Below are 16,432 nucleotides of genomic sequence, written 5' to 3' on the forward strand. Positions count from 1 at the left end.
TCACCATTACTCGCTATGCGAGGAAAATTGCGGGGCAGCGTGCCGGGGCGTCGCCGCCAGCACCGGGCCCGACTGGCCCGCAATGTTCAGATTTTCCGCCAATTTACGCATCATCAGGGCGTTGTCGCGGGCATAGGGCGACGACTGAATCTGCTGATCCAGCAGCTGGCTCAGATGCCAGTCGAGCTGCTGAAGGTCGCGGGCGCTGACCGAATCGGGCAGCGAGCGCTGTAAGTTCTGCAGCAGCCAGGCCCGTAAAAATTCGCCATCATAATTACGCGGCTGATAGAGCATCTGATAAGCGCGCAGCGCATTGCGACTGTAGGCGTTATCGTCACCCGGATCGTTGCGCAGGATATTGGTGATCTGCTGGGCCACGCGCGGCAGCAGCAGCGACTTGAGTGCATTCTGATACAGCACCCAAGCCGCATCGCTCACCTGACTCCCGCGATATAAGCCCGCCCGCATAGTAAGCGGTGGATTATCGAGAGAAAAACGCGGCGAGAGCGGCAGCTTCACCAGGTTATTCAGAAAGGGTAGCAGATCAAAAATATTATCTGCAGGCTGATGAATGACCTGCTGACTCTGCGACCGGATGGCCGGCACCCGTGCCGCCACCTCCTGCAGATAGTGCTGATTCTGATAGTAGCTGAGGCACCACAGGCTGGAGGCGATCAACAGCGCGCCCGCCAGCACACCGTAGCCAATCCAGTGGAACAGCTGATTGCGGTACTCCCAGCGGCGATTGCTGCCCGCCAGGCCGCTCTCTTTAAAAATCAGATCGCTCAGCAGATCGCGGATAAAGAAGCTCTGCCCTTTGTTGCCGGGGATGGGGCGGCTGCGGTTAACGCTGTCCCACGCCGCGATGGAGTGATCGCCCGCCTGGCGCAACTGCAGCTTACGGCTCAGTTCACCCATCACCCGATCAAAGGGCAGCCCCTCCTGGGTGCCGCTGGTGAAGAAGAGGCCACGCGGACTCCAGGCCACCGCATCCTGATGGTCAGAAAAGACGATATCCAGATATTCGTTCAGCAGCGGACGCAGTGAAGCGAACTCCTGCGGGAAGAGGAAACACTCCGCGCGCTGGTTCAGGTCGCGCTCCTGGGTCATCTGATCCGCCAGCTGCTGCTGAAGCTGCTGCTCCAGCCGCTGAAACTGCTGACCAAAGTGGTGATGCCAGTCACTCTTTGGCGATTTGCCCGGTTCACGGTTAAACGTGAAGCCCCAGATGGCGTCACGCCGCGCCTTATCCATCGAGCCAAAATAGCTCATAAAGCCTTTCAGCAGGTCGGTTTTGGTCACCATCACATAGACCGGGAAATGAATGCCGGTCTGCTGATGCAGTTCCGCCATGCGCTCACGCAGGGCACTCGCCTGAGCGAAACGTGCCTCGGCTGAGTCACTCAGCAGGTCGGCGACGCTGATGGTCATGATGACGCCGTTAATCGGCTGACGGGTGCGGTAGCGTTTGAGCAGATTGATAAAACTGTGCCACTCCGCGGCGTCGCGCACGCGCTGGCTCTCCTGCAGCGCATAGCGACCGGCGGTATCAATCAGCACAGCGCTGTCGGTAAACCACCAGTCACAGTTGCGGGTGCCGCCGACGCCGCGAATGGCATTTTTCCCCAGCGTGTCGGTCAGCGGAAAGTCCAGCCCCGCATTCAGCAGCGCGGTGGTCTTACCGGCACCGGGGGCACCCATCACCAGATACCAGGGAAGCTGATAGAGGTAGCTGGCGTTGACGCGCGCCAGCCAGCCGCCACTGTGGCGGCGGCCAAACTGCGTGCGTTTCAGCTGCATCACGGCTTCACTGAAGCGCTGATTGAGCCGCTCTTCGGTCATCTGACGCTCGGCCGGATCTTCATTGTCGGCCAGCTGGAGCTGGGTCAGCAGGCGGCTGTTAAACCAGGCGCGATAGAGTGACGGGATCAGCTGGAACAGGATCCAGAGAAAAAAGAGTGCGCCGACGGTGAGCTGGCGGGGCAGCGCCGGTTCCAGAGGACGTGACTCATCCCATGTCCAGAACGGCCCCAGCATCCAGACCAGGCAGCTCAGCGCCGTGACGCCGATAAAACTCCACAGCAGGCGGTGGGTTAACAACAGACGAAGTGAGGCGCGCATTATCGGGCTCCCTGGTGATTACTGAGCGTTTCAGGCGCGGCAAAAAGGGTGATCTCTACGCGGCGGTTGCGGGTCCGGTTTTCGCTGCTGTCGTTGGGCAGCAGCGGGTCGCTGTCGCCGCGGCCTTCAGAGCGAACCGTATGGCCGTCAGCCAGCTGCACCTGCAGAAGCTGGGTGATGGCGCGGGCGCGGGCAAAGGAGAACTCGTAGCTGGAGGCAAAGCGGCTGTTATCCACCGGATGATCGTCGGTGAACACCGACACCAGAATGGTGCCTTTCACATCATTCATCGCGGTTGAAACACGCGCCAGCAGCGCCCGGCCTACCGGATTGATGACCGTGCCCTGCTGGGCAAACAGTTTATCCGCCGGGATAATCACTTTACTGCCAAACGCGCCGTCGCTCACTTCGAGCTGACCGGCCGCGATGACATCGTTCAGGCGCTGACGCAGATCGAGCAGCGCCTGCGGCGAAGAGGGGCGGCGTCCGGCGGTGATCTGCGGCAGCGGCGTCTGATAAATGGTGCGCAGCAGCGGCTCCGCCGCATTGCCGAGTCGCCAGTTCAGGCCACTGTAGATCAGGCAGCCGACCAGCGCGACCAGCATGGCGCACGCCCAGAGCGGCACCATCGGGCGGGCGAGGGTGCTCACCAGCGGATGCACCTCCACCAGCGGCGGTTGCGGGGATTCGCGCTGCGCGCGGGTTTCATCTATAAGGGTTTTCAGGCGTTTACGGATGCCGTCGCACTGGGTTCGGCCATTTTCGCTGCCGCGATAGCGCCCCTCATAGCCCAGCAGCAGGCAGTAGTGAACCACCTCCAGCAGCCAGAGGTGCTGTTGCGGGCTCTGCGAAATGCGTGACAGCAGCTGAAAAACTTTCTCGCCGCCCCAGCTTTCATTATGAAAGGTGACCAGCATGCCGTTGCCCGACCAGACGCCGCGGGTGCCCCAGGGGGTCTGGGCTGCCGCTTCATCCAGCGCGCTGCAGATGCAGTAACGCGCGCCGATAATCATCTCAAACGGCAGTCCGGCCTGTTTACAGCGCTGTTCGAACTGGCGGATTTCATCGATCAGAGACTGACGCAGCCCGGCAGGGTCGTCATGGGTGGCTGCCTGACGAATCTGCACCACCGCGTTCAGCAGGGGGGCTGCAGCCTGAAGTAACAGATTCTCATTGCCTGAGGGGGACGCCTCACGCGCAGGGGATTCCACAGTCATTACAGTGTGATCTTCCAGCTAATGGCAAATGCCTGTGCCCGCAGCACGGGACGGTGCTGCGGGCAATATGCGCCGGATTTCATAGTCAGTCTAAGATCCAGGTCGCGGTATCGTTAGTGCGGCAGGCTTTGCTGGCGCCGCCGACGGCCACACAGACCTGTTTCGCTTTGCGGGGACGGGGGCGATCGCTCTGCACGGTGGCGTCGTAACGACTGCTCTCCACGCCCGCTTTCAATGGGACGTAACCGATTAACGGGCCATCAGCCTGGTCAGCAATCGCCAGCCAGCTGTGTTCTACATTGCCTAATACTTCAAACGGTTTACCCGTTTCGAGATAGCGAACCACCTTGCCGCCGTAGTCGGGTGAGGTCATCACGGAGGCGCCATAAAGCGCACGCCAGGTCTGATTGACCGGCTCAAAGGCAGTGGGTGCCGCGACAGCGTGTCGATGGACCAGTTTGACGCCGTTAATTTCGCTGGTGACCAGCGTATCGTCAGTGACGGGCGGCGGCGGGGCCTTACAGCCTGCCAGGGTAAGTACCGCCAGCAGCGTTAACGCAAGACTCTTTTTCACCATGTTCCTCGTGATCTCATCAAAGTATCTGCATATTGCCAGGCCCGATGCAGAAAACGCTGATTCAGGCGCCGCATCGTGCTGAAAGTCTGTTTGTTAAAAAACGGTCAGATTACATCGGGATAGTAACGCGTTTAGTCTACCTAAGACTTTTGAGATTTCAAACCATTGCGCCTGCTGCCGATGCGTGATAGCGGGCGGTTCCGGGGCGTGATACGCCCTGAAAAAAGCCGCGAATAAAGTGATAGTTAAAGCGAACTGAATGATCGCACAGACAAACTGATTGATAACGTGGCTTCCCATTCTGACACGCAATGGGTTCGATGGGAAACTATTAAGTATCACTAACCTTTAGTTGCCGGAAAATTTTCCTGGCGCAGGATAAGAATCTTTTCAAAATCAGAATTTCCGGGGCGGTTTATGCCGCTTTTTTTCGGAAAGCGGCACGCCTTTTGCTTCAGAAGGATTTTACGGCGCGGAGAGATGAAAAATGGCTGACGCCCTGGCCTGGCTGCAGGCTTCACGTGAGAGCGATATCGCCAGCCTGCAGCGGCTGCTTCAGACCGGCGAGCTGATGGCCGCCGTCAGCGAACTGGTTCATCGGCTGCAGCGGGAACGCGGCGCCACTAACCTCTGGCTCTGCTCGGACGGTGCGCTGTTCAGCGCAGAGCGTGGCGCCCGTCAGCAGGCGGTGAGTGAGGCGCTGCAGCACTTTTATCAGGCCCTTCCGCCCGCCGTGGCCCAGCCTGGCTTCAGCCGCTTCTGCAACCTGATTGCCACCGCCCTGCAGGCGCTGGAGGGGTTACCCGCGCTGCGTCAGCAGATCAGCCTGCGTGAACGTGAGCAGGCCGCCGCAATGGCCGCCTTTAATCAGGTGATCCGCACCTTACTGAATCTGGTGTTTGAAGCGGCCGACACCGCCAGCCATCCCGACATCTCCCGCGCGCTGATCGCCCTGTTCAGTTTTATGCAGGGCAAAGAGCTGGCCGGGCAGGAGCGGGCTATCGGTTCCGCCGGTTTTGCGGCGCGACAGTTCACCGACGGGCAGCGCAGCCAGATGGTGGCGCTGATTGCGGCGCAGGAGCAGAGTTTTACCACCTTCCGGCAGTTTGCCGACAGCACCGCCTGTGAACGCTGGCAGCCGCTGGCCCAGGCCAGCCGGGACATCGAACGTCTGCGGCGTATCGCCTGCACCGGTGGCCCCTGTGAGGAGAACGGTGCACTGCACTGGTTTTCTCTGCTCTCAGAGCGGCTGGATCAGATGAAAACGCTGGAGGATGCCCTGACGGCCACGCTGATGCAGCGCTGTCGCACGGCCATCGATCAGGCGCAGCAGCAGGCGACAGGGCAGGTTGTCCAGGGGGAGAGCACCTTTGCGCTCTATGTTTCCGGCGCTGACTGGCTGCCCGGCGCGGCGGCGCTCGACAGTGACGGACTGGCACCCCAGCTCGGGCGCTCGGTGCTGTCGCTGATTAGCGAGCAGTCGCAGCGTCTGCAGCAGCAGGCGGATGAGCTGGCATCGATGCGTGCCTCCCTCGACGAGCGGCGGGTGGTCGATCAGGCCAAACACTGGCTGATGCAGCAGCAGGGGTTCAGCGAAGAGGCCGCCTGGCAGGCGCTGCGCAAAAGTGCCATGAATCAGAACAGGCGGATCGTGGAGATCGCGCAGGCGGTGCTGGCGGTCGCCGCGACGCTGCGCAGCTAACCCGGAAGAGGTAGCTGCACAACCGCCGTGCGCAACCTGCGTCACAAACGTGCAAAAACGGTCAGATTTTCAGCAGAGGGAGGCCGGTGAACCGCCATTGACGGCGTTGAAAAAACTGGCACACCCTTTGCTTTAACCTTACAGAGAGTATGCATTGCGCCCGCCAATGGCGGTGGGATCAGTGCTTTGGATAAAGGCGTCCATCCGCAGGCTTCGGTCTGTCGGAGGACGCCTTTTTTTATTTCTGTTCAGGGGCAACATGATGAGCAAACCGTCATTTTCACTGACACGACGTCAGGCACTGCTTTCCGGCGCGGCGCTGGGCGCAGCCTGGATCATTCCGGGATTACGCAATGCGGTCTGGGCGGCCGGGTCGGACGCGCCGGAAAAAGCGCAGGTGCGGGTCGGGTTTATTCCGCTGACCGACTGTGCACCGGTGGTGATGGCGTCGGTGAAAGGCTTCGACAAAAAGTATGGCCTGACGCTGCAGGTCAGCAAAGAGGCGAGCTGGGCGGCGGTGCGTGACAAGCTGACCTCCGGTGAACTGGATGCGGCGCACGTGCTCTACGGCATGATCTACGCGCTGCAGCTCGGCGTGGCGGGGCCACAGCACGACATGGCCAACCTGATGACGCTCAACCATAACGGCCAGGCCATTACCCTGTCGAACCAGCTGAAGGGCCAGGGCGTGACCGATCTGGCGAGCCTGAAAAAGGCGGTCGACAGCCGCCCCAAAGGCAGTCTGACCTTCGCCCACACCTTTCCCACCAGCACCCACGCGATGTGGCTCTACTACTGGCTGGCCAGTGCCGGAATTAATCCGTTTGAGGATATCCGCACCGTGGTTGTGCCGCCGCCGCAGATGGTGATGAACATGAAGATCGGCAACATGAGTGGCTTCTGCGTCGGTGAGCCGTGGAACCAGCGTGCCATCAGCGACAGCATCGGCTTTACCGCCGCCACCAGCCAGCAGATCTGGCCGGAGCATCCGGAGAAAGTGCTCGGCACCCGCGCGCAGTGGGTGAAAGAGAACCCCAACACCGCCCGTGCACTGACCGCCGCCGTGCTGGACGCCGCGCGCTGGATCGACGCCTCAGACGATAACCGCCGCGAAACCGCGCAGGTGCTGGCCGGACGCGCCTGGATCAACACCCGCGTCGACACGCTGCAGGGGCGGATGCTGGGCCAGTATGAGAACGGTCTGGGCCAGACGTGGCAGGACGCCCATCCGATGCGCTTTTTCGACAACGGCAACGTCAGTTTTCCGTGGCTCTCCGACGGCATGTGGTTCCTGACCCAGATGAAACGCTGGGGCCTGCTCACCCACGATCCCGATTACCTCGCGGTGGCCCGCCAGATCAACCGCCTCGATATCTATAAAGAGGCGGCCAGCGCGGTGGGCCAGGTTGCCGTGCCCGGCAGTGAGATGCGCAGCAGCACCCTGATCGACGGCAAAGTCTGGAATGGCAGTGACCCTGCCGCCTACGCCGCCAGTTTCGCTATCAAACGTTAAGAGAGGTTGTTATGAAAACTGACGCGCGCGCCGTGGCGCAGCCGGTGAACCCCCCGAGTCGTGCCACCGTGATCCCGTTACAGGTCACCCCAAAAATCGCGCCCCGTCCGGCGCGTCTGCGGCCTCTGCTGCAGCGCACCATTCCGGCCGCGGGCGGCCTGCTGCTGCTCCTGCTGGTGTGGCAGCTCGCCGCGCTGGCGGAACCGGCGTTTCCGTCGCCTTACGTGACCTGGCAGGCCGCGCAGACCCTGTTCGCCGATCCGTTCTACAGCAACGGCCCCAACGACCAGGGCATCGGCTGGAACGTGCTGGCCTCGCTGCAGCGCGTCGCCATCGGCTTTGGCCTCGCCGCGCTGGTGGGCATCCCGGCAGGCTTTCTGCTGGGACGGTTCACCTTTCTCGCCCGGATGGGCAATCCGGTTATCGCCCTGCTGCGCCCGGTGAGTCCACTGGCCTGGCTGCCGATTGGCCTGCTGCTGTTTCAGCGCGCCGAGCCGGCGGCCAGCTGGACCATTTTCATCTGTTCCATCTGGCCGATGATCATCAACACTGCCGAAGGCGTGCAGCGTATTCCGCAGGATTACCTCAACGTGGCGCGGGTGTTACAGCTCTCTGAATGGACGGTGATGCGCCGCATTCTGCTGCCCGCCGTGCTGCCCGCTGTCCTTACCGGGGTGCGCCTCTCTATCGGCATCGCCTGGCTGGTGATCGTCGCCGCTGAAATGCTGACCGGCGGACTGGGCATCGGCTTCTGGATCTGGAACGAGTGGAACAACCTCAACGTGGCCAACATCCTGATCGCCATTCTGATTATCGGCGTGGTCGGCCTGCTGCTGGAGCAGGGGCTGATGCTGCTGGTGCGTCGCTTCAGCTGGGAAAAATAAGGGGAAGAGCATGAAACACATTATTCGCGTTCAGCAGGTGAGCCAGCGTTTTAACACCGCCAGCGGCGAGTTCCTGGCCCTCGACAACGTCAGTTTTGATCTCCACGAAGGTGAAACCCTGAGCCTGATCGGTCACTCCGGTTGCGGCAAATCGACGCTGCTCAACCTGATCGCCGGGTTGACCCGCCCCAGCAGCGGCGTGCTGCTCTGTGACAACCGTGAGATTACCGGTCCCGGCCCGGAGCGCGCCGTGGTGTTTCAGAACCATTCGCTGCTGCCGTGGCTGACGGCCTTTCAGAACGTCGAGCTGGCGGTGCAGCAGGTGTTTAAAGGGCGTCTCACCCGCGCGGAGATGCACGACTGGATCGAGCACAACCTGAATCGGGTGCAGATGAGCCACGCCATGCACAAGCGGCCAGGCGAAATCTCCGGCGGCATGAAGCAGCGCGTCGGCATTGCACGGGCGCTGGCGATGAAGCCACGCGTGCTGCTGCTGGATGAGCCGTTTGGCGCGCTGGACGCCTTAACCCGCGCCCATCTGCAGGACAGCGTGATGCGCATTCAGCAGGAGCTGAACACCAGCATCGTGCTGATTACCCATGACGTCGATGAGGCGGTGCTGCTCTCCGATCGGGTGCTGATGATGACCAATGGCCCTGCCGCGCAGATTGGCGAGATCCTCACCGTCGATCTGCCGCGTCCCCGCGCCAGGGTGGCGCTGGCCGATGAGCCGCGCTATCACCAGCTGCGCCAGAAGGTGCTGCATTTCCTCTATGAAAAACAGACCACGGCGGCATAGGGAGCAGACCATGAGGCAACGGTTGCTGGTGATAGGCAATGGCATGGCGGGGATGCAGATGGTGGAGCGGCTGGTGCAGCGTGCGCCGCAGCGCTTTGCTATCACGGTCATTGGCCGCGAGCCGCACGGCAACTACAACCGCGTGCTGCTCTCGCCGGTGCTGGCCGGGGAAATGGTGTTCGATGAAACCCTGATCCATGACCCTGACTGGTATCAGCGGCACGGCGTCACGCTGCTGAGCGGTGAAACCGTGCTGCAGATCGATCTGGCGGCCCGCACGCTGCAGACCTGTCAGCGCCAGCTCGGCTGGGATCGGCTGGTGTTTGCTACCGGGTCACGGCCGCGCCGTCCTGCGATCCCCGGCATTGAGGGCGATAACGTCGTGACGTTTCGCAGCATTGCAGATGTCCGGCAGCTGCTGGCGGGTGAGGGGCCGATCGTGGTGCTGGGTGGCGGCTATCTCGGAATTGAAGCCGCGGCGGCGCTGCGTGCCCGGGGACGGGCGGTGACGCTGGTTCATCACAAACCCTGGCTGCTGGATCGCCAGCTGGATGCACAGGCGGGCGGGCTGTTACAGGCGGCCCTGGAACAGCGCGGTATCCGCTGTCTGCTGAACAGCGGCATTGCGGCCATCGGCAAAGCAGATGTGACGCTGACGGATGGCCAGCGCTGCGCCGCTCGTCAGGTGGTGATCGCCATCGGCGTTGAGCCGGAGGTGACGCTGGCCAGGGCGGCGGGGCTGCCCTGTCAGCGCGGCATTCTGGTCGATGGCCAGCTGCGCAGCGCGGTCAGCGGGGTGTATGCCGTGGGCGAGTGTTGTGAACACAAGGGTGAAACCCTGGGGCTGGTGGCCCCCTGCCTGGCGCAGGCTGAGATTCTGGCGGCGCAGCTGGCGGGATCGCCGCAGCCCGATTTCGTCAGTCAGCCGCTGGCGACCCGGCTCAAAGTCAGCGGCATTTCGCTGTTCAGCGCCGGGGATATCAGTGAGGGGGAATCCCTCCACAGTTTCGATCCGCTTTCCGGCGACTATCGCCGTCTGTTTCTTCGCCAGGGCCGCCTGCGCGGGGTGCTGCTCTCTGGCGACACCCGGCAGGGCCCGGCACTGCTGGCGCGTCTGCAGCGGGGCGAGACGGTCACGCTTAACGCCCTGTTCGACCCCGATCAACCTGAACCGCAGCCGCAGGCTGCAGAGAGTCCTGAGATGAGTAAACCCGTATTAGCCGTGGTCGGTCACGGTATGGTCAGTCACTACTTTCTTGAGCAACTCGTTGCCCGCCAGCTGCATCAGCACTACCACATCGTGGTGTACGGCGAGGAGTTGCAGCCAGCCTACGATCGGGTTCATCTCTCCGACTACTTCAGCGGCAAAGCGGCGGATGCGCTGTCACTGGTCAGCGCAGACTTTTTTGCCCTGCAGGGGATTGAACTGCGCAGCGGCTGTCAGGTGATGGCAATCGATCGGGCGCAGCGCAGCCTGCGCGACAGCGCGGGCAATGAGCTGGCGTGGGACAGTCTGGTGCTGGCAACCGGTTCACGCGCGTTTGTGCCGCCGGTGCCGGGCCACGATGGCGACCGCTGCTTTGTCTACCGCACCCTGGACGATCTGGATGCGATCGCAGCCTGCGCCCGCCACAGTCAGCGCGGTGTGGTGATCGGCGGCGGCCTGCTCGGTCTGGAGGCGGCCAACGCCCTGAAGCAGCTCGGGCTGGAAACCCACGTGGTGGAGTTCGCGCCACGGCTGATGGCGGTGCAGCTGGATGAGGGCGGGGCGCTGATGCTGCGCCAGAAGATCGATGCGCTGGGCGTCACGGTTCACACCTCGAAGCAGACCGACATCATTGAGCCGCAGCCGGACGGCAGCGTGGTGCTGCGGTTTGCCGACGGCAGCGCGCTGCCCACCGATCTGGTGCTCTTCTCCGCCGGTATCCGGCCGCGGGATGAGCTGGCGCGGGAGGCGGGCCTGACGCTCGGCCCCCGCGGCGGCATTGAAATTAACGACTGCTGCCAGACCAGCGATGCGGCGATCTTTGCCATTGGCGAATGCGCCTTGTGGAACGGGCAGATTTTCGGGCTGGTCGCCCCCGGTTACCAGATGGCACGGGTGCTCGCCGGACATCTGGCTGGAGAGCCTGCGGCCTTCAGCGGTGCCGACATGAGCACAAAACTGAAGCTGCTGGGGGTGGAGGTGGCGTCGTTCGGCGACGCGCACGGGCGCACGCCGGGCAGCCAGCACTATTACTGGAGTGATGGCCCTAAAGGCATCTACAAAAAGATCGTGGTCTCCGCGGATAACACCCGGCTGCTGGGGGGCGTGCTGGTGGGCGACAGCAGTGAGTACACCACGCTGCTGCAGATGATGCTCAATGCATTGCCGCTGCCCGCAACCCCGGAAAGCCTGATCCTGCCTGCGCTGGCCGGTGCGCCGAAAGCGCCCGGCGTCGCGGCGCTGCCCGACAGTGCGCAGGTCTGCTCCTGCCACAACGTCAGCAAGGGCGACATCTGTGCGGCGGTTCAGGCCGGATGCGGGGAGATGAGCACTATCAAAAGCTGCACCCGAGCCGCCACCGGCTGCGGCGGCTGCGCGGCGCTGGTGAAGCAGGTCATGGAGTATGAACTGGAAAACCTCGGCGTCGAGGTGAAGAAGGATGTCTGCGACCATTTCAGCTATTCGCGTCAGGAGCTGTATCACCTGGTGCGGGCGGGGGAGTTCAGAACCTTCGACGCGCTGCTGGCGTCTCACGGCAAAGGCCAGGGCTGCGAAGTGTGCAAACCGCTGGTGGCGTCGCTGCTCGCTTCCTGCTGGAACGACTACCTGCTAAGACCGGCGCATCTGCCGTTGCAGGACACCAACGATCGCTACTTCGCCAACATCCAGAAAGATGGCACCTACTCCGTCGTGCCGCGCGTGCCGGGGGGCGAAATCACGCCGCAGGGGCTGATTGCCATTGGTGAGGTGGCGGCGCGCTACGATCTCTACACCAAAATTACCGGCGGCCAGCGTATCGACCTGTTTGGCGCACGGCTCGACCAGCTGCCCGACATCTGGCAGACGCTGCTCGACGCCGGGTTTGAAACCGGTCACGCCTATGGCAAGTCGCTGCGCACCGTGAAGTCCTGCGTCGGATCGACCTGGTGCCGCTATGGCGTGCAGGACTCGACCGCCTTCGCTATCGCCCTGGAGAACCGCTACAAGGGACTGCGCGCGCCGCACAAGATCAAGATGGCGGTCTCCGGCTGCACCCGCGAATGCGCCGAGGCGCAGAGCAAGGATATCGGGGTGATCGCCACCGACAAGGGCTGGAACCTCTACGTCTGCGGCAATGGCGGCATGAAGCCGCGTCACGCTGACCTCTTCGCCAGCGATCTTGATGATGTCACGCTGCTGCGCTATGTGGATCGCCTGCTGATGTTCTACATCCGCACCGCCGATCGTCTGCAGCGTACCAGCGTCTGGATGGACAATCTGGAGGGCGGTCTGGACTATCTGCGGCAGGTGATCATCGAGGATAGCCTCGGGCTGGGCGCAACGCTGGAGGCGGAAATGCAGCAGGTGGTCGACGCTTACCAGTGCGAGTGGCAGACCACGCTGGCGGACCCGTCGCGCCTGGCGCTGTTCACCCCAACCCTCAACAGCGCGCAGCCGGATGAGACGCTGCACTACAGCCGGGTTCGCGGTCAGCGTCAGCCTGAAGCGGTGGCCGCGCGGCCGCTGTTACAGCTGCCCGCCGAGCCGTGGAGTGCCATCTGCGCGCTGGAGGCGATTCCGCCTCAGGCGGGGATCGGTGCGCGCCTCGGCAGCGAACGGGTGGCCCTGTTCCGCTTTGGCGAGACGCTCTATGCGCTGGAGGATCGCGAGCCCGGCAGCGATGCCAGCGTGCTGTCGCGCGGGATTCTGGGCGATGTGGGCGGCGAACCGGTGGTGATCTCCCCGCTCTATAAACAGCGGGTGCGGCTGCGTGACGGACAGAGCCTGGATAACCCGCAGCATCAGCTGCGCTGCTGGCCGGTGAAGCTGGAAGCGGGGCAGATCTGGCTGGCAAACCGTCCGCTTAACCCGCTGGCGCAGGCATCATGAACAGCACCTGTCCCTATTGTGGCGTGGGCTGTGGCGTCTGCATCACGCCGCAGGGGTCGCAGCAGGCCGTTGTCACCGGCGATCCGCATCATCCTGCCAGCCTGGGCCGGTTATGCGTCAAGGGCGCGGCGCTGGGCGAGACGCTGACCCCGGAAGGCCGGTTGCTGACGGCCAGGGTCGACGGTCAGCCGGTCAGCCTGGCATCCGCGCTGGATGCGGCGGCGGCGGGGCTGCGCGCCGTGATCGATCGCTATGGGCCGGAGGCGGTAGCGTTTTACGGCTCCGGTCAGCTGCTGACCGAGGATTACTACGTCGCCAATAAACTGATGAAGGGCTACATCGGCGCCGCCAACATCGACACCAATTCGCGGCTCTGTATGGCGTCCGCCGTGGTGGGATATAAGCGGGCGCTGGGCGCGGACGCAGTGCCCTGCTGTTATGAGGATCTGGAGCAGGCCGATCTGGTGCTGCTGGTCGGCTCTAACGCCGCCTGGGCGCACCCGGTCGTCTGGCAGCGGCTGATGCAGGCGAAGCAGCAGCGTCCGGCGATGCGCATCGTGGTGCTGGACCCGCGCCGGACCGCAAGCGGCGATCAGGCTGATCTGCACCTGCCGCTGCGTCCCGGCAGCGATGCGGTGCTGTTTTCCGGCCTGCTGCACTGGCTGGCACAGACGAAGGGCCTGGATGCCGGCATGCTGCCGCACCTCAACGGCGTCTCAGAGACGCTGGCCGCGGCGGCGGCGTGGGATGTGGTTCGGGTGGCGGTGGAGTGCGATTTAACCGTGCAGCAGGTGACGCACTTTTTCCGGCTGTTCAGTGAGCACGATCGGGTGCTGACGCTCTGGTGTATGGGGATCAATCAGTCCGTCACCGGCAGCGACAACAATCAGGCCATCCTCAATCTGCATCTGCTGAGCGGCAAAATAGGCCGCCCGGGCTGCGGCCCCTTTTCGCTGACCGGACAGCCAAATGCCATGGGTGGCCGCGAGGTGGGCGGGCTGGCGAACCAGCTGGCGGCACACATGACGTTTACCGCAGAAGATTGCGACCGGGTGCAGCGTTTCTGGCGCAGTCCGGTGATAGCCCGCCAGCCGGGGCTGACCGCGCTGGAACTGTTCAGGGCGATCGGGGAGGGCAGCGTGAAAGCGGTGTGGATCATGGGGACCAACCCGGCGGTGTCGATGCCTGAGGGCAATCGGGTGGCGCAGGCGCTGGCGGCCTGTCCGCTGGTGATTGTGTCCGATGTGATGGCGCAGACTGACACCAGCGCCTTTGCCGATATTCTGCTGCCTGCCCAGGGCTGGGGCGAGAAGAGTGGCACCGTGACCAACTCAGAGCGGCGGATTTCACGTCAGCGCGCTTTCGCCAGCGCACCGGGTGATACCCGGCCAGACTGGTGGCTGCTGGCTCAGGTGGCGCAGCGGTTAGGGTTCAGTGAGGGGTTTAACTGGCAGCATCCGTCGGAGATCTTCCGCGAACATGCTGCGCTGTCTGGTTTTGAGAACGGGGGGCAGCGGGCATTCGATATCAGCGGGCTGGCGCAGCTGAGTCAGGCGGAGTGGGACGCGCTGCGCCCGGTGCAGTGGCCGGTAAACGCTGACCACCCCCGGGGCTGCGCCCGGCTGTTCAGCGATCGGCGCTTTTATCATCCGGACGGTAAAGCGCAGTTACGGGTGCCGGCAACGCCGCACGCTGTGCCGCGTGATGCGGCTTATCCGCTGCTGATGAACAGCGGTCGGGTGCGCGACCAGTGGCATACCATGACCCGGACCGGGCTGGTGCCGCGCCTGATGCAGCATTGTGATGAGCCGTTTGCGGCACTGCATCCGGCGGATGCCGTGCAGTATGGTGTGACGCCGGGCGGGCTGGCGCGGGTGCAGTCGCAGCAGGGCTGGATCAGCGTGCGGGTGCGTGCGGATGCCGGGATGCGGCGCGGCGAGCTGTTTGTGCCGATGCACTGGAACCGGCAGTTCAGTCAGCAGGGGCACGTCGACATGCTGGTTGCCGCCCGTGCCTGTCCTTTTTCCGGGCAGCCTGCGCTGAAGCAGACGCCCGTGCGCATCCTGCCGCTGGCGGTGAAGTGGCAGGGCTGGCTGTGGCAGCGCGGGATGACACCGCCCGCCGGATTGCGTTACTGGGCGCGCGTGCCCTATCCGGCGGTGCAGCGGTTTGCGGTGGCGGGCGAGGGTTCGCCGCAGGCGTGGCTGGCCGACCATGCGGATCTGACCGGTTGTGAGGTGCAGGTCGCCACCGGCAGCGGCAGTGACTACCGGCTGCTGGCCTGGCGCGACGGCGCGTTGCAGCTGGCGTTTTACGCCGGCGCTGCGCAGCCGGCGCTGGAGAGTGCGTTTGTCGCGGCGGCCTTCCTGGCTGCCCCGCAGGATGCGGCCGGGCGGCACAGCGTGCTGGCCGGTCGGGCCGCAGAGGGCAGGGCGACGGGCCGGATAATCTGCAGCTGTATGGCGGTGGGTGAGCAGGCGATTTTGCAGGCGATGGCGCAGGGGTGCCGGTCGACTCAGGCGCTGGGCGAGAGGCTGAAGTGCGGCACACAGTGCGGCTCCTGTATTCCGGAGCTGAAACAGCTGTTGTTGTCTGACGTGGTGGTGGAGGAATGATGACGCGGGCAATTGATTCTCTGGATAAGTTACTGGCTCCGGCCGGTGCGGACGGGCAGGCGGGCAGGGTCTGGCTGGTCGGTGCCGGGCCGGGTGATGTGGATCTGCTGACGGTGAAGGCGTTGCGGTTGCTGCAGCGTGCGGAGGTGGTGGTGTATGACCGGCTGGTGAGCGACGCGGTGATGGCGGAGGTACCGGAGAGCGCGTTGTCGATTGACGTGGGCAAGCAGCCGGGCGCGCATGGGCTGAAGCAGGCGCAGATCAATCAGCTGCTGGTGGATCTGGCGCGCAGCGGGCGCAACGTGATCCGGCTGAAAGGCGGCGATCCGTTTATTTTTGGTCGCGGTGGCGAGGAGATGGTGAGCCTGCAGCAGGCCGGGATCCGTTGTGAGGTGGTGCCGGGGATCACGGCGGCGGTGGGCTGTGCGGCGGCCAGCGGCATCCCGCTAACGCACCGGGATTGCGCGCAGTCGTTGCGGTTGATTACCGGGCATGGGCGGCTGGGCGAGCCGCAGCTGGATGCGGCTGCGCTGGCGGCGGTGAATGAGACGCTGGTGTTCTATATGGGGCTGAGCTGGAGTGCCTCGATCAGTGCGCAGCTCCAGGCAAACGGGCGCGACAGAGAGACGCCGGTGGCGATTATCGAAAAGGGGACCCGGCCGGATCAGCGGGTGCTGATCACTACCCTGGGCGGGCTGGCGGAGACGGTGGCGCAGGCGCAGCCGGTGTCGCCGTCGCTGCTGATGGTAGGAGACGTCGTGCGGTTTTACCGGGCAGATTTGCAGGAGCAGGGCGTTGTGCGTGCAGCAGGCGCAGGCTGGAGCGGGCTGTGAGGGCGGTGCGTCGTGCAGCAGGGGCAGGCTGTGAGAGCGGTGCGTCGTGCAGGAAAGGCCTGCCTGATCGCAAAGGATTCCCGCCTCCCTGCGGAT

General features: G+C 63.7%; 10 protein-coding genes. 7 read left to right on the forward strand and 3 right to left on the reverse strand.

What is annotated here, in order from left to right; translation table 11 throughout:
• Positions 1-6 precede the first annotated feature (6 nt).
• The 3 genes from tssM to AC1V0D_RS04415 form a co-directional block, all read right to left on the reverse strand.
• The gene (gene tssM, locus AC1V0D_RS04405; protein WP_009090605.1) at positions 7-2,121 is read right to left on the reverse strand and encodes a type VI secretion system membrane subunit TssM; all 2,115 of its coding nucleotides are present in this window, start codon (positions 2,119-2,121) and stop codon (positions 7-9) included.
• The gene (gene icmH, locus AC1V0D_RS04410; RefSeq protein WP_482907032.1) at positions 2,121-3,338 is read right to left on the reverse strand and encodes a type IVB secretion system protein IcmH/DotU; all 1,218 of its coding nucleotides are present in this window, start codon (positions 3,336-3,338) and stop codon (positions 2,121-2,123) included. Before icmH ends, tssM begins: the two co-directional genes overlap by 1 nt.
• Before the next feature lie 85 nt (positions 3,339-3,423).
• Positions 3,424-3,915, reverse strand: a complete 492-nt coding sequence (locus AC1V0D_RS04415; protein WP_009090601.1) for a hypothetical protein — start codon at positions 3,913-3,915, stop codon at positions 3,424-3,426.
• A 487-nt stretch (positions 3,916-4,402) separates the two neighbouring features.
• On the opposite strand from AC1V0D_RS04415, the gene AC1V0D_RS04420 reads away from it, so the two are divergent.
• The 7 genes from AC1V0D_RS04420 to cobA all read left to right on the forward strand — a co-directional run bounded on the left by AC1V0D_RS04420 (position 4,403) and on the right by cobA (position 16,336).
• Positions 4,403-5,617 carry a nitrate- and nitrite sensing domain-containing protein gene (locus AC1V0D_RS04420; protein WP_482907033.1) on the forward strand — a complete coding sequence of 405 codons (1,215 nt, stop codon included), beginning with the start codon at positions 4,403-4,405 and terminating at the stop codon, positions 5,615-5,617.
• Positions 5,618-5,879: 262 nt separating this feature from the next.
• The gene (locus tag AC1V0D_RS04425; protein WP_482907397.1) at positions 5,880-7,130 is read left to right on the forward strand and encodes a CmpA/NrtA family ABC transporter substrate-binding protein; all 1,251 of its coding nucleotides are present in this window, start codon (positions 5,880-5,882) and stop codon (positions 7,128-7,130) included.
• Between the two features lie 11 nt (positions 7,131-7,141).
• Entirely contained in the window at positions 7,142-8,014 is an 873-nt protein-coding gene (gene ntrB, locus AC1V0D_RS04430; protein WP_009090596.1) for a nitrate ABC transporter permease, read from the forward strand.
• A gap of 10 nt (positions 8,015-8,024) precedes the next feature.
• Positions 8,025-8,813: an ABC transporter ATP-binding protein gene (locus AC1V0D_RS04435; protein WP_111208531.1), complete on the forward strand. Its 789-nt coding sequence runs from the start codon at positions 8,025-8,027 to the stop codon at positions 8,811-8,813.
• A gap of 10 nt (positions 8,814-8,823) precedes the next feature.
• On the forward strand, positions 8,824-12,888 hold the full coding sequence (gene nirB / locus AC1V0D_RS04440) for a nitrite reductase large subunit NirB (protein WP_482907034.1): 4,065 nt from the start codon (positions 8,824-8,826) through the stop codon (positions 12,886-12,888).
• Entirely contained in the window at positions 12,885-15,503 is a 2,619-nt protein-coding gene (locus tag AC1V0D_RS04445; RefSeq protein ID WP_482907035.1) for a nitrate reductase, read from the forward strand. The genes nirB and AC1V0D_RS04445 overlap by 4 nt, the downstream gene beginning before the upstream one ends.
• Complete coding sequence (cobA, locus tag AC1V0D_RS04450; RefSeq protein ID WP_482907398.1) at positions 15,503-16,336, forward strand: uroporphyrinogen-III C-methyltransferase; 834 nt, start codon at positions 15,503-15,505, stop codon at positions 16,334-16,336. Before AC1V0D_RS04445 ends, cobA begins: the two co-directional genes overlap by 1 nt.
• The last annotated feature ends 96 nt before the right edge of the window (positions 16,337-16,432 follow it).

The organism is Pantoea sp. PA1, from assembly GCF_056856975.1.